Annotated in this window: 24 protein-coding genes; 5 read left to right on the top strand and 19 right to left on the bottom strand. The window is 68.4% G+C overall.

Translation table 11 applies throughout. The annotated features are described in order from the left end of the window. Window positions 1–15 precede the first annotated feature (15 nt). The 10 genes from panC to dksA all read right to left on the bottom strand — a co-directional run bounded on the left by panC (window position 16) and on the right by dksA (window position 10,524). The gene (panC, locus tag CR157_RS20710) at window positions 16–864 is read right to left on the bottom strand and encodes a pantoate--beta-alanine ligase (protein ID WP_110285419.1); all 849 of its coding nucleotides are present in this window, start codon (window positions 862–864) and stop codon (window positions 16–18) included. Between the two features lie 12 nt (window positions 865–876). Continuing rightward, window positions 877–1,668, bottom strand: a complete 792-nt coding sequence (panB, locus tag CR157_RS20705) for a 3-methyl-2-oxobutanoate hydroxymethyltransferase (protein WP_110285418.1) — start codon at window positions 1,666–1,668, stop codon at window positions 877–879. 115 nt (window positions 1,669–1,783) lie between these two features. Beyond that, the gene (gene folK, locus CR157_RS20700) at window positions 1,784–2,278 is read right to left on the bottom strand and encodes a 2-amino-4-hydroxy-6-hydroxymethyldihydropteridine diphosphokinase (protein ID WP_110285417.1); all 495 of its coding nucleotides are present in this window, start codon (window positions 2,276–2,278) and stop codon (window positions 1,784–1,786) included. Further along, window positions 2,275–3,672 (bottom strand): polynucleotide adenylyltransferase PcnB, encoded by a 1,398-nt coding sequence (gene pcnB, locus CR157_RS20695; RefSeq protein ID WP_110285416.1) that lies wholly within the window; start codon window positions 3,670–3,672, stop codon window positions 2,275–2,277. Before pcnB ends, folK begins: the two co-directional genes overlap by 4 nt. Before the next feature lie 86 nt (window positions 3,673–3,758). Further along, a complete protein-coding gene (locus CR157_RS22420) occupies window positions 3,759–3,995 on the bottom strand; it encodes a hypothetical protein (RefSeq protein WP_146218741.1) in 237 nt (78 codons plus the stop codon). 567 nt (window positions 3,996–4,562) lie between these two features. Beyond that, window positions 4,563–5,936, bottom strand: a complete 1,374-nt coding sequence (locus tag CR157_RS20690; RefSeq protein ID WP_110285415.1) for a sigma-54-dependent transcriptional regulator — start codon at window positions 5,934–5,936, stop codon at window positions 4,563–4,565. Then, complete coding sequence (locus CR157_RS20685) at window positions 5,914–8,874, bottom strand: ATP-binding protein (protein WP_110285414.1); 2,961 nt, start codon at window positions 8,872–8,874, stop codon at window positions 5,914–5,916. The genes CR157_RS20690 and CR157_RS20685 overlap by 23 nt, the downstream gene beginning before the upstream one ends. Before the next feature lie 36 nt (window positions 8,875–8,910). Beyond that, a complete protein-coding gene (locus CR157_RS22715; RefSeq protein WP_181422133.1) occupies window positions 8,911–9,087 on the bottom strand; it encodes a hypothetical protein in 177 nt (58 codons plus the stop codon). Between the two features lie 12 nt (window positions 9,088–9,099). Beyond that, a complete protein-coding gene (gluQRS, locus tag CR157_RS20680) occupies window positions 9,100–9,993 on the bottom strand; it encodes a tRNA glutamyl-Q(34) synthetase GluQRS (protein WP_110285413.1) in 894 nt (297 codons plus the stop codon). Window positions 9,994–10,086: 93 nt separating this feature from the next. Next, complete coding sequence (dksA, locus tag CR157_RS20675; RefSeq protein WP_102629279.1) at window positions 10,087–10,524, bottom strand: RNA polymerase-binding protein DksA; 438 nt, start codon at window positions 10,522–10,524, stop codon at window positions 10,087–10,089. Window positions 10,525–10,744: 220 nt separating this feature from the next. Here dksA and CR157_RS20670 point away from each other — a divergent pair, with 220 nt between their 5' ends. Together CR157_RS20670 and sfsA are read left to right on the top strand one after the other, a co-directional pair. Continuing rightward, complete coding sequence (locus tag CR157_RS20670; RefSeq protein WP_110285412.1) at window positions 10,745–11,905, top strand: pyridoxal phosphate-dependent aminotransferase; 1,161 nt, start codon at window positions 10,745–10,747, stop codon at window positions 11,903–11,905. Between the two features lie 5 nt (window positions 11,906–11,910). Continuing rightward, on the top strand, window positions 11,911–12,681 hold the full coding sequence (sfsA, locus tag CR157_RS20665) for a DNA/RNA nuclease SfsA (RefSeq protein ID WP_110285411.1): 771 nt from the start codon (window positions 11,911–11,913) through the stop codon (window positions 12,679–12,681). A 51-nt stretch (window positions 12,682–12,732) separates the two neighbouring features. Here the strand turns inward: sfsA and CR157_RS20660 are convergent, their stop codons facing one another. The 7 genes from CR157_RS20660 to CR157_RS20630 all read right to left on the bottom strand — a co-directional run bounded on the left by CR157_RS20660 (window position 12,733) and on the right by CR157_RS20630 (window position 18,550). Beyond that, a complete protein-coding gene (locus CR157_RS20660; RefSeq protein WP_110285410.1) occupies window positions 12,733–14,004 on the bottom strand; it encodes an RNA polymerase sigma factor in 1,272 nt (423 codons plus the stop codon). 8 nt (window positions 14,005–14,012) lie between these two features. Further along, window positions 14,013–14,465, bottom strand: a complete 453-nt coding sequence (locus tag CR157_RS20655) for a DUF4426 domain-containing protein (protein WP_110285409.1) — start codon at window positions 14,463–14,465, stop codon at window positions 14,013–14,015. 49 nt (window positions 14,466–14,514) lie between these two features. Beyond that, complete coding sequence (gene metW, locus CR157_RS20650; RefSeq protein WP_110285484.1) at window positions 14,515–15,114, bottom strand: methionine biosynthesis protein MetW; 600 nt, start codon at window positions 15,112–15,114, stop codon at window positions 14,515–14,517. Next, complete coding sequence (gene metX / locus CR157_RS20645; RefSeq protein ID WP_110285408.1) at window positions 15,114–16,271, bottom strand: homoserine O-succinyltransferase MetX; 1,158 nt, start codon at window positions 16,269–16,271, stop codon at window positions 15,114–15,116. Before metX ends, metW begins: the two co-directional genes overlap by 1 nt. 53 nt (window positions 16,272–16,324) lie before the next feature. After that, the gene (locus CR157_RS20640; protein WP_110285407.1) at window positions 16,325–16,918 is read right to left on the bottom strand and encodes a YggT family protein; all 594 of its coding nucleotides are present in this window, start codon (window positions 16,916–16,918) and stop codon (window positions 16,325–16,327) included. A gap of 34 nt (window positions 16,919–16,952) precedes the next feature. After that, window positions 16,953–17,777 (bottom strand): pyrroline-5-carboxylate reductase, encoded by an 825-nt coding sequence (proC, locus tag CR157_RS20635; RefSeq protein WP_110285406.1) that lies wholly within the window; start codon window positions 17,775–17,777, stop codon window positions 16,953–16,955. A gap of 65 nt (window positions 17,778–17,842) precedes the next feature. Then, window positions 17,843–18,550: a YggS family pyridoxal phosphate-dependent enzyme gene (locus CR157_RS20630; protein ID WP_110285405.1), complete on the bottom strand. Its 708-nt coding sequence runs from the start codon at window positions 18,548–18,550 to the stop codon at window positions 17,843–17,845. A 64-nt stretch (window positions 18,551–18,614) separates the two neighbouring features. Here CR157_RS20630 and CR157_RS20625 point away from each other — a divergent pair, with 64 nt between their 5' ends. Further along, window positions 18,615–19,649: a type IV pilus twitching motility protein PilT gene (locus CR157_RS20625; RefSeq protein WP_110285404.1), complete on the top strand. Its 1,035-nt coding sequence runs from the start codon at window positions 18,615–18,617 to the stop codon at window positions 19,647–19,649. A gap of 28 nt (window positions 19,650–19,677) precedes the next feature. After that, window positions 19,678–20,820, top strand: coding sequence for a PilT/PilU family type 4a pilus ATPase (locus CR157_RS20620; protein WP_110285403.1), 1,143 nt, complete (start codon window positions 19,678–19,680; stop codon window positions 20,818–20,820). A 15-nt stretch (window positions 20,821–20,835) separates the two neighbouring features. Here the strand turns inward: CR157_RS20620 and CR157_RS20615 are convergent, their stop codons facing one another. Beyond that, window positions 20,836–21,975 (bottom strand): anhydro-N-acetylmuramic acid kinase, encoded by a 1,140-nt coding sequence (locus tag CR157_RS20615; RefSeq protein WP_110285402.1) that lies wholly within the window; start codon window positions 21,973–21,975, stop codon window positions 20,836–20,838. A 120-nt stretch (window positions 21,976–22,095) separates the two neighbouring features. Between CR157_RS20615 and tyrS the strand changes: the two genes are divergently transcribed. Further along, entirely contained in the window at window positions 22,096–23,295 is a 1,200-nt protein-coding gene (gene tyrS / locus CR157_RS20610; RefSeq protein ID WP_110285483.1) for a tyrosine--tRNA ligase, read from the top strand. 42 nt (window positions 23,296–23,337) lie between these two features. On the opposite strand, the gene CR157_RS22875 is transcribed toward tyrS, so the two are convergent. Further along, window positions 23,338–23,581, bottom strand: a 244-nt coding sequence (locus CR157_RS22875) for a hypothetical protein (protein ID WP_219999983.1), incomplete at its 5' end; no start/stop codon positions are given.

Raw genomic sequence — 23,581 nt, 5'->3', positions numbered from 1 at the left:
GCCAGTGCCGCGGACTCAGCGCGGCAGGGTCAGGGTCAGGTTGTCGATCAGTCGGGTCGGGCCGAGTCGGGCGGCGGCGAGCAGCACGGCCTCGCGGGTCGCCATGGTGACCGGGCCCAGGTCGGGTGCGCGAAGTTCCAGGTAGTCGGGGGCAAAGCCGGCTTCGCGCAGCCGGGCCAGGCCCGTTTCCAGGGTGGTGTCGACCGGCGCCCCCGCCTCCAGCGCCTGGCGCAGCTCGCCCAGGGTCTGGTAGAGCCGCGGGGCGGTGGCGCGCTGGCTGGGGTCGAGATAGCCATTGCGCGACGACAGCGCCAGGCCGTCATCGGCGCGCACGATGGGCACGCCGACGATCTCGACGGGGAAGTGCAGGTCGGCCACCAGCTGGCGGATCACCGCCAGCTGCTGGTAGTCCTTCTCGCCGAAGCAGGCCACCTGGGGCTGTACCAGGTTGAAGAGCATGCTGACGATGGTGGCGACGCCGTCGAAGTGCCCCGGTCGCGAGCCACCGCACAGGCCCTGGCTGACCCCGGGCACGCTGACCCGGGTCTGGGCCTCGTGCCCGCGGGGGTAGACGCTGGCGGTCGCCGGGGCGAACAGCAGGTCACAGCCGGCGCCCTCGAGCTTCTGCTGGTCCTCGGCGAGGGTCCGGGGGTAGGCGGCCAGGTCTTCGTTCGGACCGAACTGCATCGGATTGACGAAGATGGTCGCCACCACCACGTCGGCGTGGCGGCGGGCGCTCTCGACCAGTGCCAGGTGGCCGGCGTGCAGGTTGCCCATGGTGGGCACCAGGGCGATGCGCTGGCCACGTCGACGGCAGTCGTCGAGGGTCTCGCGCAGGGCGGCAATCTCACGCAGGGTACGCATCACAGCAGGCTCCTAGAAGCAGTGTTCCTCGGCCGGGAAGCGCCGGGCCTTGACGTCCTCGTGGTAGCGACGGAGGGCGCCCGGGATGTCGTCGGCCTCCGCCATGAAGTTCTTGACGAAGCGCGGGGTACGGCCGTGGGTCACGCCCAGCACGTCGTGCATCACCAGGATCTGGCCGTCGGTGTCGGGGCCGGCGCCGATGCCGATGACCGGCACCTCGAGGGCCTCGCTCACCGCGCGCCCGAGGCTCGCCGGCACGCACTCCAGCAGGATCGCCGAGGCACCGGCCTCCACCAGGGTGCGGGCATCCTCGAGGATGCGGGCGGCGTGCTCGGTCTCCCGGCCCTGCACCTTGTAGCCGCCGAGCTGGTAGACCGACTGGGGCGTCAGCCCCAGATGGGCGCAGACCGGCACGCCGCGGCGGGTCAGCTCGCGGATGCCGTCGGCCATCCAGGCCTCGCCCTCGACCTTGACCAGTTCGGCACCGGCGCGCATCAGCTCGCCGGCATCCTGCAGCAGGCGCTCGGGGGTCGAGTTGCTCATGAACGGCAGGTCGACCATCAGCAGGCTCGCTCCCTTGCCGCGCACCACACAACGGGTGTGGTAGCAGATATCGGCGAGGGTCACCGGCAGGGTACTGGCATGTCCCTGCAGGACCATGCCCAGGGAGTCGCCCACCAGCAGGACCTCGATACCGGCCTCGCCGGCGGCGCGGGCGAAGGAGGCATCATAGGCGGTCAGGCAGCTGATGGGCTCACCGACGCGCTTGAAGGCCTGCAGCGTGCTCAGGGAGACGGTTTTCATGGCGTGCTCTCATGTTGTCGTCGGAGTGGCCTGCTCGGGACCGGTCGCGTATGTAACCCGTGATTGTTACCCGATCCGCCTCGAGGTGTCGATAGGTAACACCTGGGAGGTGGTGTCAGGTGGTGGGTAACACCGGGCGCAGGTTGCCGTCGTCCAGCGCCCGGGCCAGCTCGCTGACCCGTCGTCCATCGGGCAGTCGCAGCGAGGGGGCCAGCTCTGCCAGCGGCACCATCACGAAGGCGCGGTGCGTCATCTCGGGGTGGGGCACCGTCAGGCGCGGCAGCGCCAGGCGCCGATCATCGAAGAGTAACAGATCGAGGTCCAGGGTGCGGGGCCCCCAGCGGCGCTGGCGGACCCGGCGGTGGCGCTGTTCCAGTGCCTGCAGCTGGTCGAGCAGGGCCAGGGGCGACAGGCGGGTCTCGAGGAGTGCCACGGCATTGATGAAATCGGGTTGGTCCTGGGGGCCGAGCGGGCGACTGGCATAGAGCCGCGAGGTGGCGGCCCGCCGGGTCAGCGGTAGCCGGTCGAGGGCTTCCAGGGCGCGCTCGACCTGACGGCGTGGGTCGCCCAGGTTGCTGCCCAGGCCGATCCAGGCGTGATGGTCGCTCATGTCTCGCCCGAGGGCCCCCGGGGCTTGCGCCGCCGCCGGCGGCGCTTGCGGGGCACGCCGCTGCCGGCGGGGTCGGCCCCGACCTTGCCCAGCAGGCGGCGCTGCTCGTGCTCGTCGGCCTGCTGGAAGGCGGTCCACCAGTCGCCGAGGTCCGGTTCGAGCTCGCCGGCGGCCTCGCGCAGCAGCAGCAGGTCGTAGGCGGCACGGAAGCGGGGGTGTTCGCGGGTCTGGTAGACGCGGCGGCCGCGGCGCAGCGGCAGGCGCTGTTGCAGATCCCAGATGTCGCGCATCGGCAGGCTGAAGCGCTTGGGGATCGAGATATGCTGGAGCTGGTGCGACACCACCTGCTGGGAGGCGGCCTGCAGTGCCGGGATCGGCGGCATGTCGTCGGCTTCCAGGGCCGCCTGGCGGAGCTGGACCGGCCCCCAGAGCAGGGCGGCGAACAGGAAGGCCGGCGTGACCGGGCGTTCCTCGGCGATACGGCGGTCGGTGCTCTCCAGTGCCAGCTCGACCAGCCGCTCGGCCCAGGGCAGCTCGGCCATGGCCTCGTCGGCCTCGGGGAAGAGCATGGCGAACAGGCCGTAGTGGCGCAGCAGCTGGAAGGTGTCGACGCCATGGCCGGCCATGAACAGCTTGAGTATCTCGTCGAACAGCCGGGCAGGCGGAATCTGCAGCAGCAGCTCGGCGTGTTCGCGGATCGGCGCCTCGGTGGCCGGGTCCAGCCGGAACTCGAGCTTGGCGGCGAAGCGCACTGCACGCAGCATGCGCACCGGGTCCTCGCGGTAGCGGGTGGCCGGGTCGCCGATCAGGCGCAGGGTGCGTGCCTCGATGTCGCGCACGCCGTCGGCGAAGTCATGGATCGAGAAGTCGGCGATGCTGTAGTAGAGGGCGTTGACGGTGAAGTCGCGGCGCAGGGCGTCTTCCTGGATGTTGCCCCAGACATTGTCGCGCAGCAGCAGGCCTTCGTCGGACTGCTGGGCGATGTGGTCGCCGTGATCGTCTCCCGGCTTGCCGCGGAAGGTGGTGACCTCGATCACCTCGCGCCCGAAACGCACGTGCACGATGCGGAAGCGTCGGCCGATGATCCGCGAGTTGCGAAACAGGTCCTTGACCTGCTCCGGGGTGGCGTCGGTCGCCACATCGAAGTCCTTGGGCATGCGTCCGAGCAGCGAATCGCGGATGCAGCCGCCCACCAGGTAGGCCTCGAAGCCGGCGTTGTGGAGGCGATAGAGGACCTTGAGCGCCGCATCGCTGAAGTGCTGGCGCGATACCGGGTGCTCCTGGCGGGGAATGATGCGTAGCCCGGTGCTGCCGCCGGGCGCATCCTGAGGGCCGAGCAGCGATTTCAGGTGCTCGCCAGGGCTCTGCAGAAAGCGGGTAAATCCTTTGAACATGCGGCGATATCGACTCGCGGGGGGGACGAAAAGCGTTGAGTGTAGCCGACCCCCGACACCTTGCAAAGCATCGTGCGGACCAGGGGTCACGGATGGCGCGGGAGGGTGGCGCGGAGAAAGCAGAAAGGGGAGGCCATCTGGCCTCCCCCGTCAAGCAAAATGGCAGCATCCGTGCTGCTGGTTCTTTTTCGTGATGGCGCATCGCCTTGAATACGCACCACAGTCACCAAGGAGAATTTCAGGCAAGCAGTGTTGTTGTCCTTGTTGACGCTCCTGAGGGCGACCACCTCGTATTCAAAACAATAATCCAACCACGACGGCATGGAGATATGCCTCCCCCCGACTTGTTGCTGTTGTTGCCGGGAGTGCACCTTGACGGCCCTTGTTCTTGTTGGCGGCCGTAGGCTGGTGCGTCGCGTCCTGATGGCTCCGGTGCTTCGAGCTCGTTGTTCTTGTTGGCCCGAAGGGCTCGCGCGAGTCCACAGTTGTGCTTGTTGTTGGTCGTCGCGTCTGCAGCGTCTCTGGCCCGAGGGTGTTGTTCTTGTTGGCGGGTCAGGCCCGTCACCGCGTCTCTGCCCTGTTGTTGTTGTTGGCAGTGGGTGACATCCGGATTTGTTTTTCTTGCCCTATAGAGTAGCAGACCGCATGCCATGTCATTTTTACCCATTTAAAATCATTAGCTTACTGATGGCATGCCAGTCGGCGGCATCGATGGGTGGCGGGAGTGTTACCGGATTGGCCCCTTCATGGGGCGCTTCCTGGGTGGGAAGGTAACAAGTGGTGCAGAAACGGGTCGCGAGGCGGAAAAAAGCGCCCGCGGTGTCGGCCGCGGGCACTAGAACCTTGGTCTAAGGCGTCGGGGCAGGGCATGGGGGAGGGCCGTGCCCGGCTCATCCGGTGCTGCGCTTGGGGCTCTTCTTGCGCGGGATGCCGAGTCGCTGGCGACGTTCCCACAGACACTTGCGGCTGATGCCGAGCTTCTGGGCGAGCTCGGTCTCGCTCATCTGGTCCTGGTGTTCGAGCACGAAATGCTGGAAGTAGTCCTCCAGCGAGAGGTCCTCCTCGGCATCGCCCGGCGCATCGGCGCCGCTGCTGGGGGGAACGGCGACCACCGGCCGCGGGGGCGCCGACAGCCCCAGGTCATCGGGGTGGATCAGGTGGCCCTCGGCGAGGATGACGCCACGCTCCAGGGCGTTCTCCAGTTCGCGCACGTTGCCGGGCCAGGGGTAGTCGTGGATGGTCCGCCGGGCGGCCCGGGAGAGCCGCAGCCCCTCGCGATCGTGGCGGTGGCAGGCCTTGTCGAGCAGGATGTCGGCGATCTCGAGGATGTCGTCGTCGCGCTCGCGCAGTGGCGGCAGGTCGATCTGCATCACGTTGAGGCGGTAGTAGAGGTCGAGGCGGAATTCACCGGTGCGCGACAGGGCACGCAGGTCACGGTGGGTGGCGGCGATCAGGCGCACGTCGACGTGGCGGGTTTCCACCGAGCCGATCTTGCGGATCTCGCCCTCCTGCAGCACGCGTAGCAGGCGTGCCTGGGCATCCAGCGGCAGTTCGCCGATCTCGTCGAGGAACAGGGTGCCGCCGTCGGCGGCCTCCACCAGGCCGGTGCGGGCGGCGCTGGCGCCGGTGAAGGCGCCCTTCTCGTGGCCGAACAGCTCGGACTCGATCAGCGTCTCGGGAATCGCCGCGCAGTTCACGCAGATCAGCGGTGCCGTAGCGCGCCTGCTCTGCTGATGGATGGCGCGGGCCACCAGCTCCTTGCCGGTGCCCGACTCGCCCTGGATCAGCACCGTGACGTCGGCGGGTGCGGTCTTGCGGATGCGAGTGTAGACCACCTGCATGGCGGCGCAGTTGCCGATCATCTGCTGGGCATGACCGTCCGGTTCGGTGATGTCGGGGGGCTCGGCGCTTCGGGTGGCCTGCTGGTGCAGCGCCCTTGCCACGGTCTCGAGCAGCTCGTCGTGGTCGAAGGGCTTGGCCACATAGTCCACCGCGCCGAGCTTCAGGGCCTCCACCGCCGAGCGCATGCTGGCGTAGCTGGTCATGATCAGCACCGGAATGGGCGCGGCACGACTGATCAGCTCGGTGCCGGGCTCGCCGGGCAGGCGCAGGTCACTGATCACCAGGTCGAAGCACTGGGGGTCGAGCTCGAGGGCCTCGGCCACCGAGCCGGCCTCGCTGACCCGGTAGTCGTGGCGCTCCAGCAGCCGCCGGAGGGCGGTGCGGATGATGGCTTCGTCTTCAACGATCAGAATCCGGCTCATCGGGGCTTTCACCATCCTGTCGGTTGAGGGGCAGCCAAAGGCTGATGCGGGTGCCGCGTGGCTGCCCGGGCGGCGGGGAGTCGATATCGATCTGCCCGCGATGCTCGGCGATGATGCTGTAGACCAGTGGCAGGCCGAGCCCCGTACCTTCACCGGGTGGCTTGGTGGTGGTGAACGGCTCGAACAGGTGGTCGCGGACGCGCTCGTCGATGCCGTGTCCCTCGTCGGTCACGGTGACCAGCAGCCACTCCCCTTCCGGGGCGGCATCGACGACCACCCGGCCGCCCGGCTCGCTGGCGTCGCGTGCGTTGCCGAGCAGGTTGATCATCACCTGCAGCAGCCGCTGGGCGTCACCCTGGACCTCCAGGTCGGGGGGGCAGAGGTTGTGGTAGTCCACATCCTCCCCCGAGCGGGCCAGGTGGATCAAGTGCAGCGCCTCGTCGGTGACGGCGGCCATCGACACCGGGGCGAAGGCCTGTCCCGCCACATGGCGGCCGCCATGGGCGAAGCCGACCAGCGAGGAGACGATACGCGAGACCCGGTCGGTGAGCTGCTGGATCTGCCCGGCGGTCTCGAGCAGCCGGGGGTCATCGGTGTCGTAGCGCAGGTTCTGGGCCAGCGAGGAGATGCCGGTGATGGGGTTGCCGATCTCGTGGGCCACCCCGGCGGCCAGCTGGCCGATCGAGGCCAGCCTGGCGGCATGCACCAGCTCGTCCTCCAGCCACTTCATCTCGCTGTGGTCCTCGATCAGGATCACCTTGCCACCGGGCTCGTGCCGGTCCTCGTGCAGCTCGGCCTTGTGCAGGGTCAGGTAGCGCAGCCCGCCCTCGAGTTCCACCGGCTGCTTGTAGAGGTGGCTGTGGGGCTCGGCGAGGATGCGGCCGAGCAGTTCGCCCCAGGGGGCCGGCAGGCTGTCGCGCCGCGCGCCGACCACGCTCTCGCCGGGGATGCCGGTGAGGGCGGAGAGGGCGTCGTTCCACATCAGCAGCTCACCGTCGTCGCCGAAGGCGCAGAGCCCCACGGGCAGACGGGTCAGGGTGCGGCGGTGGTAGCGGCGCAGGCCGTCGAGCTCCCGGGCCAGGCCGGTCAGGCGGGTGCGGTAGGCCTCCAGGCGACTCTCGACGAAGTGGATGTCCTCGGTGGCGTCGCCACCGTCCTGACGGTAGGGCAGGTAGCGGTCGACGATGTCCTGGGCCACCGACGGACCCATCAGGCCGGACAGGTTGGCCTGGATGCGGTCGCGCAGGCGACGCAGCGCGTAGGGGCGACTCTCCAGCGGCGAGAGGTGCAGGGCGGCCAGGGCGCGGTCGACCTCGCGCGAGGCGACGTCGTCACCCAGCGCCCGGGCCAGGTGGTGCTTGAACTCCTCGCCGTTGGCGGCCTCCAGCGGCAGGCGCTTGGGGCGGATCACCGCGTCCACCGAGCAGGCCTCGGCGGCGGCCCGCTCCCCCGGGGAGGTGCGGGTGGCCAGCGAGACCAGGATCAGGATGAGGATGTTGGTGGCAAGCGACACCAGGGTCACGATGTACCACTCCGGCTCGCCGGCGAGCATCTCGAGTCCCGGGGGCAGCACCACCAGGGCCGGCAGGTCGGTGAGCAGCGGCGGCCACAGGCCGGCCAGCCAGATCAGGGTGCCGGCGGCGAGGCCCGACACCATGCCCTTGCGGTTGGCGCCCGGCCAGTAGAGCAGCGCCAGCATGCCCGGCAGGCACTGGGCCATGCCGATGAAGGCGGCCAGGCCCAGGGTGGTGAGGTCGTGATTCACCCCCACGGTGCGATAGAAGAGCCAACCGCCGAGGATCACCGCGCCGATCAGTGCCCGACGCAGCCAGCGCAGCCAGTGGTAGAGGTCGGGCTGGTCGATCGGTGGATGGGCCACCAGCACCAGGTGGTTGAGGATCATCCCCGACAGCGCCAGGGAGATGATGATCATGGTGCCACTGGCCGCCGCCAGGCCGGCGATGAAGGCCAGGGCCCCGACCCACCAGGACTCCGAGAGTGCGAAGGCCAGGTAGGCCGCCCCGCTCCCCGTGGCCTCTGCCCCGACCCGCTGGGCGGCCCACAGGATCAGCGGCACCGGCAGTGCCATCAGCAGCAGGAACAGCGGCAGTGTCCAGGAGGCCTGGAGCAGGGTGCGCCGGGAGAGGGTCTCGGCGAAGGTGATATGGAACATGTGCGGCATCAGGAAGGCTGCGGCGAAGAACAGCAGCAGCAGGGTGCGCCACTGGGCCGGGTCGAGGTGCTCGACCCCGGCCTGGGCCGCACGACCGGGGCCGTCGAGCCAGACCTGGAGGTCGGCGGGGCCGTCGAAGACGGCGAACAGGGCAAAGGCGCCCAGCGCCAGCATGGCGCCGAGCTTGACCGCCGATTCCAGGGCAATGGTCACGAGCAGGGTGTCGTGGCGGGCGTGCAGCCGGGTGTGGCGGGCCCCGAAGAGGATGGTGAACAGCGCGATCAGCACGCAGAAGGCCAGCGCCAGTAGCGACGGCGAGGCGGCCCCGGTCATCAGGAAGATGGCGTCGCCCATGGTCTGCACCTGCAGCGCGAGCAGCGGCATCACCGCCAGCAGGCTGACCAGGGTGACCAGGGTACCGACCCAGCGCGAACGGAAGCGGAAGGCGAAGAGGTCGGCGAGCGAGGAGAGCTGGTAGGTGCGGCTCAGCCGCTGGATCGGCACCAGCAGCACCGGGGCGAGCAGGAAGGCGCCGGCCACCCCGAGGTAGTAGGCCAGGTAGCCGAAGCCGGCGTTGCTGGCCAGCTCCAGACTGCCGTAGATCGCCCAGGCGCTGGCATAGACCCCCAGCGCCAGGGTGTAGACCGCCGGGTGGCGAGCGATGCGCGCAGGTATCCAGCCGCGCTCCACCGCCAGGGCACAGAGGAACAGCAGCAGCAGGTAGCCGGTCCCCAGCGCCAGTACGCTGACCAGGCTGGCGCTCATCGGCGCTCCTCGTCGCCCAGGGGCGCCAGTAACCATCTAGCGTTCATCGAGCTTCCTCTTCTGCTCCAGCCACAGCGTCAGGGCGATCAGCACCCCCCAGATGAGGAAGGGACGGTACCAGGCCACGCCGGGGCTGGCCCAGCCGCTCATCAGCAGTGGCGAGAGCAGGTAGCCGCCGAAGACCAGGAAGAGCATGAGGCGATAGACATACATGGGGCTCTCCTCTCAGTGGCGGGCCCCGGTGGCCGAGCGCTCGGGGTGGGGGTGGATCCGGCCGGCGTCCCAGGCGCTGATGGCCCGGGCGAGCTGGTCGGCCACCGGGGCCGTGGCGAGCTCCGCGGGCGGTCGCTGGTCCAGCGCCGTCAGGGCCCGGTGCAGCAGCGGGCGAACCGCGTCGTCTTCCCGCGGCAGTGGCGGGGCCAGGTTCTGCTTGGAGAGCTTCTGGCCATCGTCGCCCATGATCAGCGGCAGATGCAGATAGCGGGGGTGGGGCAGGCCCAGGGCGTGCTGCAGCTGGCGCTGCCAGGGAGTGTTGTCGAGCAGGTCGAACCCCCGGACCACATCGGTGATGCCCTGGTCGGCGTCGTCCACCGCCACGGCGAGCTGGTAGGCCCAGAGGCCGTCCTTGCGCTTGAGCACCACATCGCCGAGCGCGGCCGGGTCGAAGCGCTGCTCGTCGAACAGCCGGTCCTGCCAGGCGATCGGGCGCAGGCCGAGGTCGCTGCGTAGCCGCCAGGCCACCGGCCCGCCGGGCTCACGCGGGCCGTCGCGGCACCAGCCGGGGTAGAGGGCATGGTCGCGCCACTGCTTGCGCGAACAGCTGCAGGGGTAGGCCAGGCCCCGGTCGACCAGGGTGTCCAGCGCCGCCTGATAGGCCGCGTCGCGCTCATGCTGCCAGTGGACCGGGCCGTCCCAGTGCAGGCCGAAGGCCTCGAGCTGGTGCAGGATGGTCTCGGCCGCGCCCGGCGGGCAACGCGGCGGGTCGATGTTCTCGATGCGCAGCAGCCACTGCCCGCCGGCCCGTCGGGCGTCGAGAAAGCTCGCCAGTGCCGCCACCAGCGAGCCGAAGTGCAGCGGCCCCGAGGGGGTCGGGGCGAAGCGGCCGCGGTAGCGGCTCATGGGCACCACCTCCGGTGACGCTCGGACATGCAAACGGGCACCCCTGGGTGCCCGTCGCGACGTTGCTGTTGCAAGGCGATCGGCATGGCCGGATCAGCCCCCCAGCTGCTTTTCCTTGAGCTCGGCCAGCGTCTTGCAGTCGACACACAGGGTGGCGGTGGGGCGCGCCTCGAGGCGGCGGATTCCGATCTCCACGCCACAGGCCTCGCAGAAGCCGTAGTCGTCCTCGTCGATCTTCTCGAGGGTCTCGTTGATCTTCTTGAGCAGCTTGCGCTCACGGTCCCGGGTGCGCAGCTCCAGGCTGAACCCCTCCTCCTGGGTGGCGCGGTCGGCAGGGTCGGCGTAGTTGTTGGCCTCTTCCTGCAGGTGGCGCACGGTGCGGTCCACCTCTTCCATCAGCTCCTGTTTCCAGCCCAGCAGGATCTGTCGGAAGTGCTCCAGCTGCTGTTCGTTCATGTACTCTTCACCCGCCGCCGGCTCGTACGGGGTGAATTTCTTCGGCGCTTCCGTCTTCTTTTCTGCTACTGGCATGGGATTGCCTCGTTACTGTAGTGACTGCTGATCAATACCCGCCATGGTGCAAGGTATCTCACGCCAAAAGGATGCTTGTTTAGCGGAAAAACGCAGGCTTTGCAACTCCCCGGGCCGCACGACCTGCGCGGGTTCCACGAAAGTCGGTACAATATTCCCGTTGGACCGCGCGGAGGCGAAAGAATGCCCGTCCAGTCGATCATCCGTACAGGAGCCAGTCATGCCATGGAATTCGCGTGTCGCGCGGGTCGCCCCCTTCCGGGTCATGAGCCTGCTGGAGACCGCCCAGGCCCGGGAGGCGGCCGGGCACGATGTGATCCACCTGGAGGTGGGCGAGCCTGACTTCCCCACCCCCGAACCGGTGGTCGCCGCCGGTGGTGAGGCCCTGGCCGCGGGGCACACCCGCTATACGCCGGCGGCGGGGCTGCCGGCGCTGCGCGAGGCCATCGCCGGCCACTACGCCGAGCACTTCGGCGCCGAGGTCGACCCGGCGCGGATCCTGGTCACCCCGGGGGCGTCGGGGGCGCTGCTGCTGGCCAGCCAGCTGCTGGTCGGCCCCGGCGACCGGGTGCTGATGGCCGACCCCAACTATCCCTGCAACCGCCACTTCATGGCCCTGGCCGGGGCCGAGGTGGATGCCGTGCCGGTGGGCGACGAAAGCGGCTGGCAGCTCGACGCGGAGCTGGTCGCCCGTCACTGGCGCGACGATACCCGGCTGGCGATGCTCGCCAGCCCCTCCAACCCCACCGGCCATATGCTCGATGCCGAGCAACTGGCCGGGGTGGCCGCCACGGTGGCGGCGCGCGAGGGACATCTGCTGGTGGACGAGATCTACCAAGGCCTCTGTTTCGATCTGCCGTCGCTATCGGTGGCTTCTCTGACGCCGGATGCCTTCGTGGTCAACAGCTTCTCCAAGTACTTCGGCATGACCGGCTGGCGCCTGGGGTGGCTGCTGGCGCCCCAGGCCGCGGTGGAGCCACTGACCCGGCTGGCCCAGAACGTCTTCCTGGCCGCGCCCACGCCGGCCCAGCATGCGGCCCTGGCCGCCTTCACCCCCGAGTGCCGCGGGATCCTCGAGGCGCGGCGCGTCGAGCTGGGGCGCCGCCGCGATGCCCTGCTGGCCGGGCTCGCCCGGCTGGGGCTGGCGCCGTCGCTGCCGCCCCAGGGGGCCTTCTACCTGTGGCTCGACATCTCGCGCTATAGCGACGACAGCCAGGCCTTCTGCCAGCGGCTGCTCGAGGAGGAGAACGTCGCCATCACCCCGGGCATCGACTTCGCCCTCTCGGGCGGCGAGCATCACGTGCGCATCGCCTTCACCACCGGCATCGCGCGCCTGGAGGAGGCGGTGAGCCGGCTCGAACGCTTCCTGGCAAGGGGCTAGACGGCATGGACTATCCCGCCCTGGTGCCCGGTACCCTGCTGCGCCGCTACAAGCGCTTTCTCGCCGACGTGCGCCTCGACGATGGCCGCGAGGTGGTGGCGCACTGCCCCAATACCGGCTCGATGCGGGCGGTGAACGTACCGGGCTGCCGGGTCTGGCTCTCGCCCAGCGACAACCCGGCGCGCAAGCTGGCCTGGACCTGGGAGCTGATCGCGCTGCCCCAGTCCGACGACTCGTGGGCGCTGGCCTCGGTGCAGACCGGCCGGGCCAACCGCATCGTCGAGGAGGCGCTGCGCGAGGGGCGGGTGCCGGCGCTCGCCGGCTACTCGGCCCTCAGGCGCGAGGTGAAGGTGGCGCACGGGGCCGGTGAGAAGGCCGCCCGGCTGGACTTCCGTCTCGATGATCCGGCGCGGGGCTCGGCCTTCGTCGAGGTCAAGCAGGTGACGCTGAAGGAAACCGATGGCCACGGCTATTTCCCCGATGCGGTGAGCGAACGGGGCAGGAAACACCTCGAGGTGCTGGCCGAGCTCGCCGCTCGGGGCCAGCGTGCCGTGCTGCTGTTCTGCGTGGCCCACGAGGGCATCCCCGACGTGGCCCCGGCGGCTCATCTGGATCCGGCCTATGCGGCGACGCTGCGTGACGTGGCCGGGCGTGGGGTGGAGGTGCTGGCCCACCGCTGCGAGGTCATGCGCCGCGAAGGCGTGCCGGTGGCGATCCGCCTGGGCCGGCGGCTGCCGGTGTTGCTCGAGCGCCGGGTGGATGTTGCCCTCGACTGAGTCGGGGATCTCCCTCGAGGTTGCCACGCATCGCTCGTTGATGTCATCCGTTCAGGCCGGGGCGCAATCCGCCAGGGCCTGTGCCACGCGCTCCAGGGCGTCACGCCCCCTGGCGTCACCGGCGTGCCGTTCCCACCATTGACGATGAACGCTGCGGACCCGGACCGTGACCACGGCCAGGCCCAGGACCTGCGCCATCGCCAGCCGATGCAGGCCCTTGTTGGTCTTGATGAGCCTGCCGTGGCGGTCGATGGTCACCCCCAGCCTGTCCTTTCCCTCGTGCTTGTCGAAGCCGAAACAGGCCATGTTCTCCATGTACAGCAGGTAGAGCCGCAGGTACTCGAGGATGCGCTCACGGCTGTCGAGCAGCATCCCCTTGTGGTGGGAGCGCAGCGGGCGGCCCTGTTCCAGCTGCCGTTCCAGCTGCCGGCAGGTCTCGCTGCAGCTCGGGTCGAGTCGATGGGTCCAGAGATCCCGGATGAAGCGGGTACGACTGCTGTCGACCAGGTCATGGCGGGGCAGGTCCCAGTCTCCGGACCACAGGAACAGGGTCGATGCCTTGCGCCGCTCCGCGCGGTTGGGAAAGGCATCCGGATAGCTCAGGCTGCGGACCAGTCGCCCGGGGTTCACCTCGAGGTCCAGGCGATCGCCCAGGGCGTGTTCGATACTGCGCCGCGGCAACCCCTGGGCTTCCAGCCAATGGCTGCCGGATCGCTGAGCCAGCCAGCGCCGGAACAGCCAGTCTTCCAGGGGCCGGCCCAGGCGGCGCTTGAAGCCCTCCTTGGCCTGGTAGGCGAGGCGGGAGGTCAGCATCTTCCGGCGAAGCCTGGCATCGTAGAGCGGCGGGTGCACCAGTTCACCGGTGGGGGTCCTCGGCAACTGCGGGGCCGCCAGCCGAGCCGACAGGGAGTCGCCCAGGCGATCGCTCAGCGACGGACTGGGTGGCCTCGGCTCCAGGTCGCGGGATAGCGTCCAGAGTGCCTGCCCCTGGAGCCTGGCGGGGATCCTCCGCGTGGCCGAGGGTGTGGCGGTGGTCAAGGCCTCGAGCTGATTGTGCAGCCGGCTGCCGAGGATGGTGAAGAGCCAGGAGCCGGGGTGGTCCTCATCGGCAGCGAAGCGCCCGGCATTGAGCCAGGCCAGCAGGAGGGCGTCGTGCACGACATCCTCGGCCTGTCGGGGGGCCTCCAGGAAGTGGTCGGCGGTGGCCAGCATCGGGGGAGCGACGATTTGCCGAAGCCGGTGAAACCCCTCGGGGTCCCGGCGGCGGCAAGCGTCCAGGGCCTGCGTCAGGGGGGCCGGGCTCTCCGGCAGACGACCATGCATCCGAAGGGTTACCTGTCTATGTAGAATCGTTGAATGAAGCTGACTTCCGCGGGCTCGCTGTTGCGGTCGTAACGCACCTCGAGGTCGAAGCGCATGGGGGCGTCCTCGTGGATGCGGAAGACCGCGATCTGCGACACGCTGTCGCCGCTGCGCAGGGTACGGAAGGCGAGCGGCTCGCCGTCGCTGCTGCCCAGCTCGCTGACCCGGCCGTTGACGGTGGCCGGCACGACCCGGGTCGTGCCGTCCTCCCGCTCCTCGAGCACGCTGACATTGAGCAGTGCCATCACCTGGTTGCGCTGGATGCGGTGTTCCTCGGCCACCTCCCGGGGCAGGAAGCTGGTGTTCACCGCACTGTAGTGGATCTGGTAGTCGCCGATCTGTTCGAACTGCTGGGCCTGCAGCGGCAGGGCAAGCAGCAGTAGCCACCCCAGGGCCAGGCCGGTCAGGAATCGCTGGATCATGGTGTGCCCCTGGTCTTGCGCTTCGGTTTGCGTTCTTTCTCTGTTCGAGTCAATCACTCCGGCGGGTGACGCGGAAGATGGCGATCTCGCCGAACAGGTTGGGCCACCAGCGTGAGGTCCAGTGGCCCTCATGGTCGCCGATGCCCACCGCCCGGTCGACGATGATCAGACCCTTGTCGCGGCAGAGTTGTTCAAAGTCGTTGAAGGTCGACAGGTGGATGTTGGGGGTGTCGTACCAGGCGTGGGGCAGCGACTTCGAGACCGGCATGTAGCCCTTGAGGCCGAGATAGGCCCGGTGGCGCCAGTAGGCGAAGTTGGGGAAGGTGATGATGCACTCTTCCGCTACCCGCAGCATCTCGTCGAGCATGCGGTCGGGGCGGCGCAGGGCCTGCAGCGCCTGGGTCATGATCACCAGGTCGCAGGCGTCGTCCTCGAAGTTGGCCAGCCCTTCGTCGAGGTTCTGCTCGATGACGTTGACGCCCCGGGCGATGCAGGCGGTGATGCCCTCCGGGTCGATCTCCAGGCCGTAGCCGGTGACGTTCTTGTCCCGGGCCAGGGCCGCCAGCAGGGTACCGTCGCCGCAGGCCAGATCGAGGATGTGGGCCCCCGCGGGCACCCAGTCATGGATCAGCTTGAAGTCGGCACGCATCATGGGTGGTCCTCCAGGCCGAGGTCCCGGGCCACGCGGGCCATGAAGGCGGAGAACACCGCCTGGTAGCGGGGCTCGGGCATCAGGAAGGCGTCGTGACCGTGGGGGGAGTCGATGTTGGCGTAGCTGACCGCCTTGCCGGCGCGGATCAGGGCGTTGACCAGCTCCCGCGAGCGTGACGGCGGGAAGCGCCAGTCGGTGGTGAAGCTGACCACCAGAAAGGGGCAGGCCGCCGGCGCCAGGGCCCGGGCCAGGTCGCCACCATGGGCCGCGGCCGGGTCGAAGTAGTCCAGCGCCTTGGTCATCAGCAGGTAGGTGTTGGCGTCGAAGGAGGTGGAGAAGGTGTCCCCCTGGTAGCGCAGGTAGGACTCCACCTGGAACTCGACGTCGTAGCCGAAGTTGAGGTCGTCGGTGCGCAGGTCGCGGCCGAACTTGCTGCCCATGGCGTCTTCCGACAGGTAGGTGATGTGTCCCACCATGCGGGCGAGCTTGAGGCCGCGTCGGGGCACCTTGCCCTGCTCGGCATACCAGCCGTCGTGATAGTCGGGGTCGGAGCGGATCGCCTGGCGAGCGACCTCGTTGAAGGCGATGTTCTGGGCCGACAGCTTCGGCGTGGCGGCGATCACCGCTGCATTGGCCACCCGCTCGGGATAGGAGAGGGTCCACTGGACCACCTGCATGCCACCGAGGCTGCCGCCGATCACCGCGGCGAAGCGCTCGATGCCGAGCCGGTCGGCCAGCCGCGCCTGGCTGTGGACCCAGTCACCCACCATCATCATCGGGAAGTCCGGTCCCCACTGGCGGCCGGTCTCCGGGTTCTCGCTGTTCGGGCCGGTGCTGCCGTGGCAGCCGCCCAGGTTGTTCAACGAGACCACGAAGAAGCGCTCGGTGTCGATGGACTTGCCGGGGCCGATATGGGCGTCCCACCAGCCCGGCTTGCGTTCGTCGGGGGCGTGGAAGCCCGCGGCATGGTGGTGACCGGAGAGGGCGTGGCAGACCAGCACCGCATTGGAGCGCGCGGCGTTGAGCGTGCCGTAGGTTTCATAGACGAGGTCGTAGGCCGGCAGCGTCTTGCCGCAGGCCAGGGCCAGGGGGTCGTCGAAGTGCGCCGTCTGCGGCGTCACCAGGCCGACCGAGTCACGCGGAAGCTCGGGCATCAGTCGTTCGGTGTCCAGTCGTTGCGTGGTGCCTGTTGTCATGGGGACCTGGCTCAGAGGCCGACCAGGGCGCCGGAGATGCCGGCCGCACGGGTCAGCGAGCCCACCACGATACCATCGATGATGCTGATGGCGATGAAGGCCACGATGGGCGAGATGTCGATCATGCCCAGCGGCGGGATCACGCGGCGCAACGGCGCCATGATCGGCTCCACCAGTTGCATCACCAGGAGCGCGCCGGGGTGGCTGGCATTGGGGGCGACCCAGCTGAGGATGATCATCACGATCAGCGCGAAGAAATAGATCTTCAGGATGGCGTTGGCCAGCGCCGCGACCGACCCGATGGCCACGCCGAGCAGCGGCGCCATGCCGAAGCCGGCCACCTGCAGGATGACCACGATGCTCACCGCCTTGATCACGAAGCCGGCCGCGAGGGTGGCCAGGTCGAAGCGGTTCATCACCGGCCCGAGGAAGCCCTGGAAGGGACGCACCACCGGCTGGGTGATCTTCACCACCGACTGGCTGATGGGATTGTAGTAGTCGGCCCGTGATGCCTGCAGCAGGAAGCGCAGCATCAGCAGGAACAGGTAGATATTGATGAGGGTGTTGACCAGCAGCAGGCCGGCACTTCCCAGTTGACTGCCCATCAGGGCTCCTCCTTGTTCGTGAAAGCTTGCCGGGTCAGCGCTTGCCGAGCTCGTCGGCCATTTCGCGGGCTCGGGCGGCGCAGGCCTCGAGCGCTTCCCCCAGGGTCCGGCGCAGGCCGGCGCTCTCCAGGTGCTCGATGGCACGCTCGGTGGTGCCGCCGGGGGACATCACGTTGCGCTTGAGCTCGGCGGGAAGCTTGTCGCTCTGCTGGGCCATCTTCGCCGCGCCCAGGGCCGTCTGTATCGCCAGCCGGCGGGCGGTCTCGGCGGGCAGGCCGAGGGCTACGCCGGCTTCCTCCATCGCCTCGAACATCAGGAAGAAGTAGGCGGGGCCACTGCCGGAAACCGCGGTTACGGCATCGAGCAGGGCTTCCTGCTCGACCCACTCGACCAGGCCCACCGCCTCCAGCATCTCGGTGGCGAGCTGGCGCTGCGCATCGCTGACGTTGGCATTGGCGAAGAGGCCGGCGGCGCCGGCGCCGACCAGCGAAGGCGTGTTGGGCATGCAGCGTACCACCGCCAGGTCGCCGCCCAGCCAGTGCTCGAGCGTCTCGGCGGGCAGGCCGGCGGCCACCGAGATGATCAGCGGACGGCGGCGCTGGACCACGTCACGCAGTCCCGCGCAGACGTCGCGCATCACCTGTGGCTTCACCGCCAGCACCACCACGTCGGCCTGGTCGGTCGCGGCGGCGTTGTCGGTCGCGGTGTGGATGCCCAGTCGGCTGCGTACCGGGGCGAGCATCTCGTCGCTGGGCGAGGTGGCGGTGATGGCGGCGGGCGAGAAGCCGTTGTCGATCATGCCGCCGATGATGGCGCTGGCCATGTTGCCGGCGCCGATGAAGGTGACTCTGCTGGCCATGCGATCTGTCCTGTGTCGGTCGACGAATGTTCGGCCGGCTTGCGGTACCGGCACGCGTGTTGTCGCTACTGTGATGCTGCCCGTTCGCCGAAGATGGCGGTGCCCAGCCGGACCAGGGTGGCGCCTTCCTCTACGGCGGCCTCCAGGTCGGCGGTCATGCCCATCGACAGGGTGTCCAGCGGCGCGTCCGGAAAGCGTTCCTGCAACGCTGCCAGGGCCTCGCGCAACCGGGCGAAGGGCTCGCGCTGGGCCTCGCGGCTCTCGGCCGGCGCGGGAATCGCCATCAGCCCGCGCAGGCGCAGGGCCGGCATCGCCAGCACCGCCCCGGCCAGGGCCGGCAGCTCGGCGAGCATGACGCCGGACTTGCTGGGCTCATCGCTGATGTTGACCTGCAGGCAGACGTTCAGCGGCCCGAGGCCCTCGGGGCGTTGATCGTTCAGACGCCGGGCGATCTTCTCCCGGTCTAGGCTGTGTACCCAGGCGAAGTGCTCGGCCACGGCTCGCGTCTTGTTGGATTGCAACGGCCCGATGAAATGCCAGACGATGTCGTCGAGGTCCGCCAGCTCGGCCTGCTTGTCGAGGGCTTCCTGGACATAATTCTCGCCGAAGTCGCGCTGGCCGAGATGCCAGGCCTCGCGGATCATCGCCGCCGGCCTGGTCTTGCTGACGGCGAGCAGGCGGGCATCCGTGGCGGGGCGCCCGGCGGCCTGCAGGGCCTCGGCCAGGCGGGCGCGGGCAGCGGCCAGCGACTCGGAAAGTACCAAAGCCTTCATCACGAAAGGTCTATCATACTGGTCATAACTGAAGGGAACCTTATCCCGGGAGCAGGGGAAACGCATGGATATTACCGAATTGCTGGCGTTCTCGGCAAAGCAGAACGCTTCGGACCTCCATCTGTCGGCAGGCCTGCCGCCGATGATACGCGTCGATGGCGACATCCGCCGGCTCAATGTGCCGGCCATGGAGGATCGGGAGGTCCGCAAGCTGATCTACGACATCATGGCGGATCGCCAGCGTCGCGACTACGAGGAGTTCTTCGAGACCGACTTCTCCTTCGAGGTCCCGGGGGTCTCGCGCTTCCGTGTCAACGTCTTCAACCAGGCGCGCGGGGCCGGGGCGGTGTTTCGCACCATTCCCTCGGAAGTGTTGACCCTGGATGACCTTGGAATGGGGGACGTCTTTCGCCGGCTGGCCATGTTGCCCCGTGGCCTGGTGCTGGTGACCGGTCCCACCGGCTCGGGCAAGAGCACGACCCTCGCGGCGATGATCGACTACATCAACGACAACCGCTACGAGCATATCCTCACCATCGAGGACCCGGTGGAATTCGTCCATCGCAGCAAGCGCTGCCTGGTCAACCAGCGTGAGGTGCACCGTGATACCCATGGCTTTGCCCCGGCCCTGCGCAGCGCCCTGCGCGAGGACCCGGACATCATCCTGGTCGGCGAGATGCGTGACCTGGAGACCATTCGCCTGGCATTGACCGCGGCCGAGACCGGGCACCTGGTGTTCGGCACCCTGCACACCACCTCGGCGGCCAAGACCATCGACCGCATCATCGACGTCTTCCCCGGCGACGAGAAGTCCATGGTGCGCTCGATGCTCTCCGAGTCGCTGCAGGCGGTGGTTTCGCAGGCCCTGGTCAAGCGCCAGGGGGGCGGTCGGGTGGCGGCCCACGAGATACTCATCGCCACGGCGGCGGTGCGCAACCTGATTCGCGAGGACAAGGTGGCGCAGATCTACTCGGCGATCCAGACCGGTGGCAACCTGGGCATGCAGACCCTGGACGCCTCGCTGTCCAGGCTGGTGGCCGACAACGTGGTGGCTCGTGACGAGGCCCAGGCCAAGGCCAAGAGCGTGCTGGCGAGCTGAGGAAGACACAACGACAAGGAGCAGGGACATGACGGCAACAGAGTGGCTTCACCAGCTGCTGGACATCATGGTGCAACAGGAGGCGTCGGATCTGCTGATCTCGGTGAATGCCCCACCGACCCTGAAGATGGCAGGCCAGCTCACGCCGCTGGGCGACCAGGTGCTCAGCGCCGAGCAGGTCAATGAACTGGTCAATGCCTCGGTGCCCGAGGGGCTGCGCGAGCGCTTCCAGACCGAACGGGAGGCCAATTTCGCGCTCAGTCTCACGGGGCGTGGGCGCTTCCGCGTCAGCGCCTTCCAGCAGCGCAACCAGCTGGCGATGGTGATCCGCCGCATCGCCTTCGAGATTCCCCACCTGGAGGAGCTGTCGCTGCCCCCGGTGCTGGGCGAGCTGGCCAACATCAAGCGCGGCCTGGTGTTCGTGGTCGGGGGTACCGGCACCGGCAAGTCGACCACCCTGGCGTCGATGATCCAGCAGCGCAACGAGACCATCGGCGGCCACATCATCAGCGTCGAGGACCCCATCGAGTACGTTCACCCGCACAAGAAGGCGATCATCAACCAGCGGGAGGTGGGCATCGATACCGACTCCTTCGAGGTGGCCCTGAAGAACACCCTGCGCCAGGCGCCCGACGTGATCCTGATCGGCGAGGTGCGCACCCGGGAGACCATGGAGCATGCGCTGACCTTCGCCGAGACCGGCCACCTCTGCCTGGCCACCCTGCACGCCAACAATGCCAACCAGGCGCTGGATCGCATCATCCACTTCTTCCCCCACGAGCGGCACGAGCAGATCTGGCTCGACCTGTCGCTCAACCTGCAAGCCATCGTGGCGCAGCAGCTGTTGCCGACAATGGACGGTGGTCGTTGCCCGGCCATCGAGATTCTGCTCAAGTCGCCGCTTGTCGGCGACCTGGTGCGCAAGGGGGCGGTGACCGAGATCAAGAATGCCATGGCGCGTTCACGGGATCTGGGCATGCAGACCTTCGACCAGGCGCTCTATGACCTCTTCAGGGCGGGCAAGATCACCGAGGAGGTGGCGCTGGTGCACGCCGACTCCGCCAACGATCTGCGCATGATGATCAAGTACGCCGACCAGAACAGCGAAGGGCTTTCCCGGTCCAGGGAGGCGGCGTCGAACCTGTCGCTGCGCAGCGAGGACGATTTCTAGAGCGTTCTGCTGAAGTCAGGGGGCGTAGACGCCGCCGAGTATCCGGCGGCCCGAGGCTCCGGTGACCGAGGGCAGGTTGCCGGACAGCCCCTGGAGCCTTCGCCAGGCGAGCCAGGCGAAGGCGCCGGCCTCCAGCCAGTCGGCAGGCCAGCCCCAGTCGGCGCTTGCCACCAGCGGCGTCTCGGGCAGGTGGCGGCCCAGGCGGGCCAGCAGATCCGGATTGTGGGCCCCACCGCCGCAGGGGATCAGGGCCGCGGCGGTGGGGGCCGCCAGCCGCTCCTGCGCCATCCCGATGCCGAGGGCGACGCTGGTGGCGGTCAGCTCGGCGAGTGTTGCCTGCACATCTTCCGGTGCCTCCTCCCCCGTCAGTTGTCGTTCCAGCCAGTCGAGGTGGAACAGCTCGCGCCCCGTGCTGCGTGGCGGCGGCTGGTGGAAGAACGGCTCCGCCAGCAAGCGTTCCAGCAGGGCGTCATCGACTCGGCCCGAGGCTGCCCACTCCCCTCCCTCGTCGAAGCGGCCGCCGCGGTGGCGGGCATGCCAGGCATCCAGCAGGGCATTGGCCGGGCCGGTGTCGAAACCGAGCGGCTCGCGCTGGTCCTCCGTTGGTGGCAGCAGCGTCAGGTTGGCGAAACCGCCCAGGTTCAGCACCAGTCGCCACTGGCCCGGGGCACGCAGCAGCGCCTCGTGGAAGGCCGGGGCGAGGGGGGCGGCCTGGCCGCCGGCGGCGAGGTCGCGGCGGCGGAAGTCGGCCACCACCGGGCAGCCGGTGAGTTCGGCGAGCAGGCTGGGGTTGTCGAGTTGCAGGGTGTAGGCGGGGCCGTCGCCATGGCCTCCGGGGGCATGTTCGATGGTCTGGCCATGGCTGCCCACGGCGGTGATCGCCGCGCGCGGCGTGTTACTGGTGGCCAGGAGTGCCTCGATGGTGCCGGCCTGGAGGCGGCAGAAGGCCTCCTCGGTGGCGGCCAGCTCGGCGAAGCTCACCCGGTCGGCATGGCACAGCTGCCAGAGCCGTTGGCGTAGCGGTTCGGGCATCGGCTCGGCGTGGGTCGCCACCAGGCGCGGGCGACCCTCGGCGTCGTTTTCCGCTATCTCCACCAGGGCGGCGTCGATACCGTCGAGGCTGGTGCCGGACATCAGGCCGATGAACAGTGACATGCATTTCTCCCGAGTCGATGCGGCGTAACCGCACGCCACCGAGTCATGCTACCATTCTGCCCCATTCGATGGGCCCTGTGCGCAGGGGTGATCAACCGTGATTCCGTGGAGTGGGAGATGATGACCGAGGTGGCGAGCGCGCTGGCGCTTCTGAAACGAGGCACCCAGGAAATTCTGCTGGAGGAGGAGCTGGTCAAGAAGCTCGAGTCCGGGCGCAAGCTGCGCATCAAGGCGGGCTTCGACCCGACGGCCCCCGATCTGCACCTGGGCCACAGCGTGCTGTTGACCAAGATGCGCCAGTTCCAGGAGCTCGGCCATGAGGTGATCTTCCTGATCGGTGACTTCACCGGCCGTATCGGTGACCCCTCCGGCAAGAACGTGACGCGCAAGCCGCTCACCGCGGAGGAGGTCAGGGTCAATGCCGAGACCTACAAGGAGCAGGTGTTCAAGATTCTCGACCCCGAGAAGACCGAGGTGCGTTTCAACGCCGAGTGGTTCTCCGCCATGAGCGCGGCCGACATGATCGAGCTGGCAGGCCAGAGCACCGTGGCGCGCATGCTCGAGCGCGACGACTTCGAGAAGCGCTACCAGTCCGGACAGTCCATCTCCATCCACGAGTTCCTCTACCCCCTGGTGCAGGGCTACGACTCCGTGGCACTGAAGGCGGACGTGGAGCTCGGCGGCACCGACCAGAAGTTCAACCTGCTGATGGGCCGAGAGATCCAGAAGCACTTCGACATGGAGCCCCAGGTGGTGATCACCATGCCGCTGCTGGAAGGTCTCGATGGCGTGCAGAAGATGTCCAAGTCGCTGGGCAACTATGTGGGCGTCGACGAGGCGCCGGGCGCCATGTTCAACAAGTTGGTCTCCATGCCCGACAGCCTGATGTGGCGCTACTTCGAGCTGCTCTCGCTCAAGCCCAACGAGGAGATCGAGGCGCTCAAGCGCGATGTGGAGAAGGGGGCCAACCCCCGCGACATCAAGATGCTCCTCGCCCGCGAACTGATCGGTCGCTATCACGGCGAAGAAGCCGCGGCCAGTGCCCACCGGTCCGCCGGCAACCTGCTGGCCGAGGGTGAGCTGCCGGAAGACCTGCCCGAGGTCGAGGTCGACTTCGCGGGCAGTGCCCGGGCGCCCATCGCCGCGGTGCTCAACCGGTCGGGGCTGGCCAACAACAGTGCCCAGGCCAAGGACATGCTCGGTAACGGGCGGGTCAAGGTGGATGGCGAAGTGGTCGAGCGCGACCATATGCTCGACAGCGGCAAGAGCTACGTCATCCAGGCCGGCAAGAAGCGCGTTGCCCGGGTGACCGTGCGCTGACGTAGAGCAACTGATTACAAGTCAGTTGCTCCTTGGCTCTCCCTACTCCCTCAATGCCAGCGCCCGCCCTGTGCGGACGTTGTGCTGTCTGGTGGACGGCGGCTTATCCACAACCTCTGCCACCGCAGCCCCCTGTGGGCGAACTTTCACCAGCCTTAGCGGGTCTTCTGTTATGGCCTCGAGGTTTTTCTCGAAAAGGCCTTGCGGGGCATCGGGGAAATCCGTAAAGTACGCATCCGCTGCCGGCGACGGGCAACGTTGCCGGCGGTGATGAGTGGCAGAAGTG

This window comes from Halomonas sp. LBP4 (assembly GCF_003202205.1).
Classification (GTDB): domain Bacteria; phylum Pseudomonadota; class Gammaproteobacteria; order Pseudomonadales; family Halomonadaceae; genus Halomonas; species Halomonas flagellata.
This window is presented reverse-complemented; position numbering and strand designations above follow the sequence as displayed.

What these genes read in the sequence shown, in the direction of transcription:
- panC (WP_110285419.1), bottom strand. Translation starts at nt 864, where the DNA reads ATGCGTACCCTGCGTGAGATTGCCGCCCTGCGCGAGACCCTCGACGAC.
- panB (WP_110285418.1), bottom strand. Translation starts at nt 1,668, where the DNA reads ATGAAAACCGTCTCCCTGAGCACGCTGCAGGCCTTCAAGCGCGTCGGT.
- folK (WP_110285417.1), bottom strand. Translation starts at nt 2,278, where the DNA reads ATGAGCGACCATCACGCCTGGATCGGCCTGGGCAGCAACCTGGGCGAC.
- pcnB (WP_110285416.1), bottom strand. Translation starts at nt 3,672, where the DNA reads ATGTTCAAAGGATTTACCCGCTTTCTGCAGAGCCCTGGCGAGCACCTG.
- CR157_RS22420 (WP_146218741.1), bottom strand. Translation starts at nt 3,995, where the DNA reads ATGCCGTCGTGGTTGGATTATTGTTTTGAATACGAGGTGGTCGCCCTC.
- CR157_RS20690 (WP_110285415.1), bottom strand. Translation starts at nt 5,936, where the DNA reads ATGAGCCGGATTCTGATCGTTGAAGACGAAGCCATCATCCGCACCGCC.
- CR157_RS20685 (WP_110285414.1), bottom strand. Translation starts at nt 8,874, where the DNA reads ATGAGCGCCAGCCTGGTCAGCGTACTGGCGCTGGGGACCGGCTACCTG.
- CR157_RS22715 (WP_181422133.1), bottom strand. Translation starts at nt 9,087, where the DNA reads ATGTATGTCTATCGCCTCATGCTCTTCCTGGTCTTCGGCGGCTACCTG.
- gluQRS (WP_110285413.1), bottom strand. Translation starts at nt 9,993, where the DNA reads ATGAGCCGCTACCGCGGCCGCTTCGCCCCGACCCCCTCGGGGCCGCTG.
- dksA (WP_102629279.1), bottom strand. Translation starts at nt 10,524, where the DNA reads ATGCCAGTAGCAGAAAAGAAGACGGAAGCGCCGAAGAAATTCACCCCG.
- CR157_RS20670 (WP_110285412.1), top strand. Translation starts at nt 10,745, where the DNA reads ATGCCATGGAATTCGCGTGTCGCGCGGGTCGCCCCCTTCCGGGTCATG.
- sfsA (WP_110285411.1), top strand. Translation starts at nt 11,911, where the DNA reads ATGGACTATCCCGCCCTGGTGCCCGGTACCCTGCTGCGCCGCTACAAG.
- CR157_RS20660 (WP_110285410.1), bottom strand. Translation starts at nt 14,004, where the DNA reads ATGCATGGTCGTCTGCCGGAGAGCCCGGCCCCCCTGACGCAGGCCCTG.
- CR157_RS20655 (WP_110285409.1), bottom strand. Translation starts at nt 14,465, where the DNA reads ATGATCCAGCGATTCCTGACCGGCCTGGCCCTGGGGTGGCTACTGCTG.
- metW (WP_110285484.1), bottom strand. Translation starts at nt 15,114, where the DNA reads ATGCGTGCCGACTTCAAGCTGATCCATGACTGGGTGCCCGCGGGGGCC.
- metX (WP_110285408.1), bottom strand. Translation starts at nt 16,271, where the DNA reads ATGCCCGAGCTTCCGCGTGACTCGGTCGGCCTGGTGACGCCGCAGACG.
- CR157_RS20640 (WP_110285407.1), bottom strand. Translation starts at nt 16,918, where the DNA reads ATGGGCAGTCAACTGGGAAGTGCCGGCCTGCTGCTGGTCAACACCCTC.
- proC (WP_110285406.1), bottom strand. Translation starts at nt 17,777, where the DNA reads ATGGCCAGCAGAGTCACCTTCATCGGCGCCGGCAACATGGCCAGCGCC.
- CR157_RS20630 (WP_110285405.1), bottom strand. Translation starts at nt 18,550, where the DNA reads ATGAAGGCTTTGGTACTTTCCGAGTCGCTGGCCGCTGCCCGCGCCCGC.
- CR157_RS20625 (WP_110285404.1), top strand. Translation starts at nt 18,615, where the DNA reads ATGGATATTACCGAATTGCTGGCGTTCTCGGCAAAGCAGAACGCTTCG.
- CR157_RS20620 (WP_110285403.1), top strand. Translation starts at nt 19,678, where the DNA reads ATGACGGCAACAGAGTGGCTTCACCAGCTGCTGGACATCATGGTGCAA.
- CR157_RS20615 (WP_110285402.1), bottom strand. Translation starts at nt 21,975, where the DNA reads ATGTCACTGTTCATCGGCCTGATGTCCGGCACCAGCCTCGACGGTATC.
- tyrS (WP_110285483.1), top strand. Translation starts at nt 22,096, where the DNA reads ATGACCGAGGTGGCGAGCGCGCTGGCGCTTCTGAAACGAGGCACCCAG.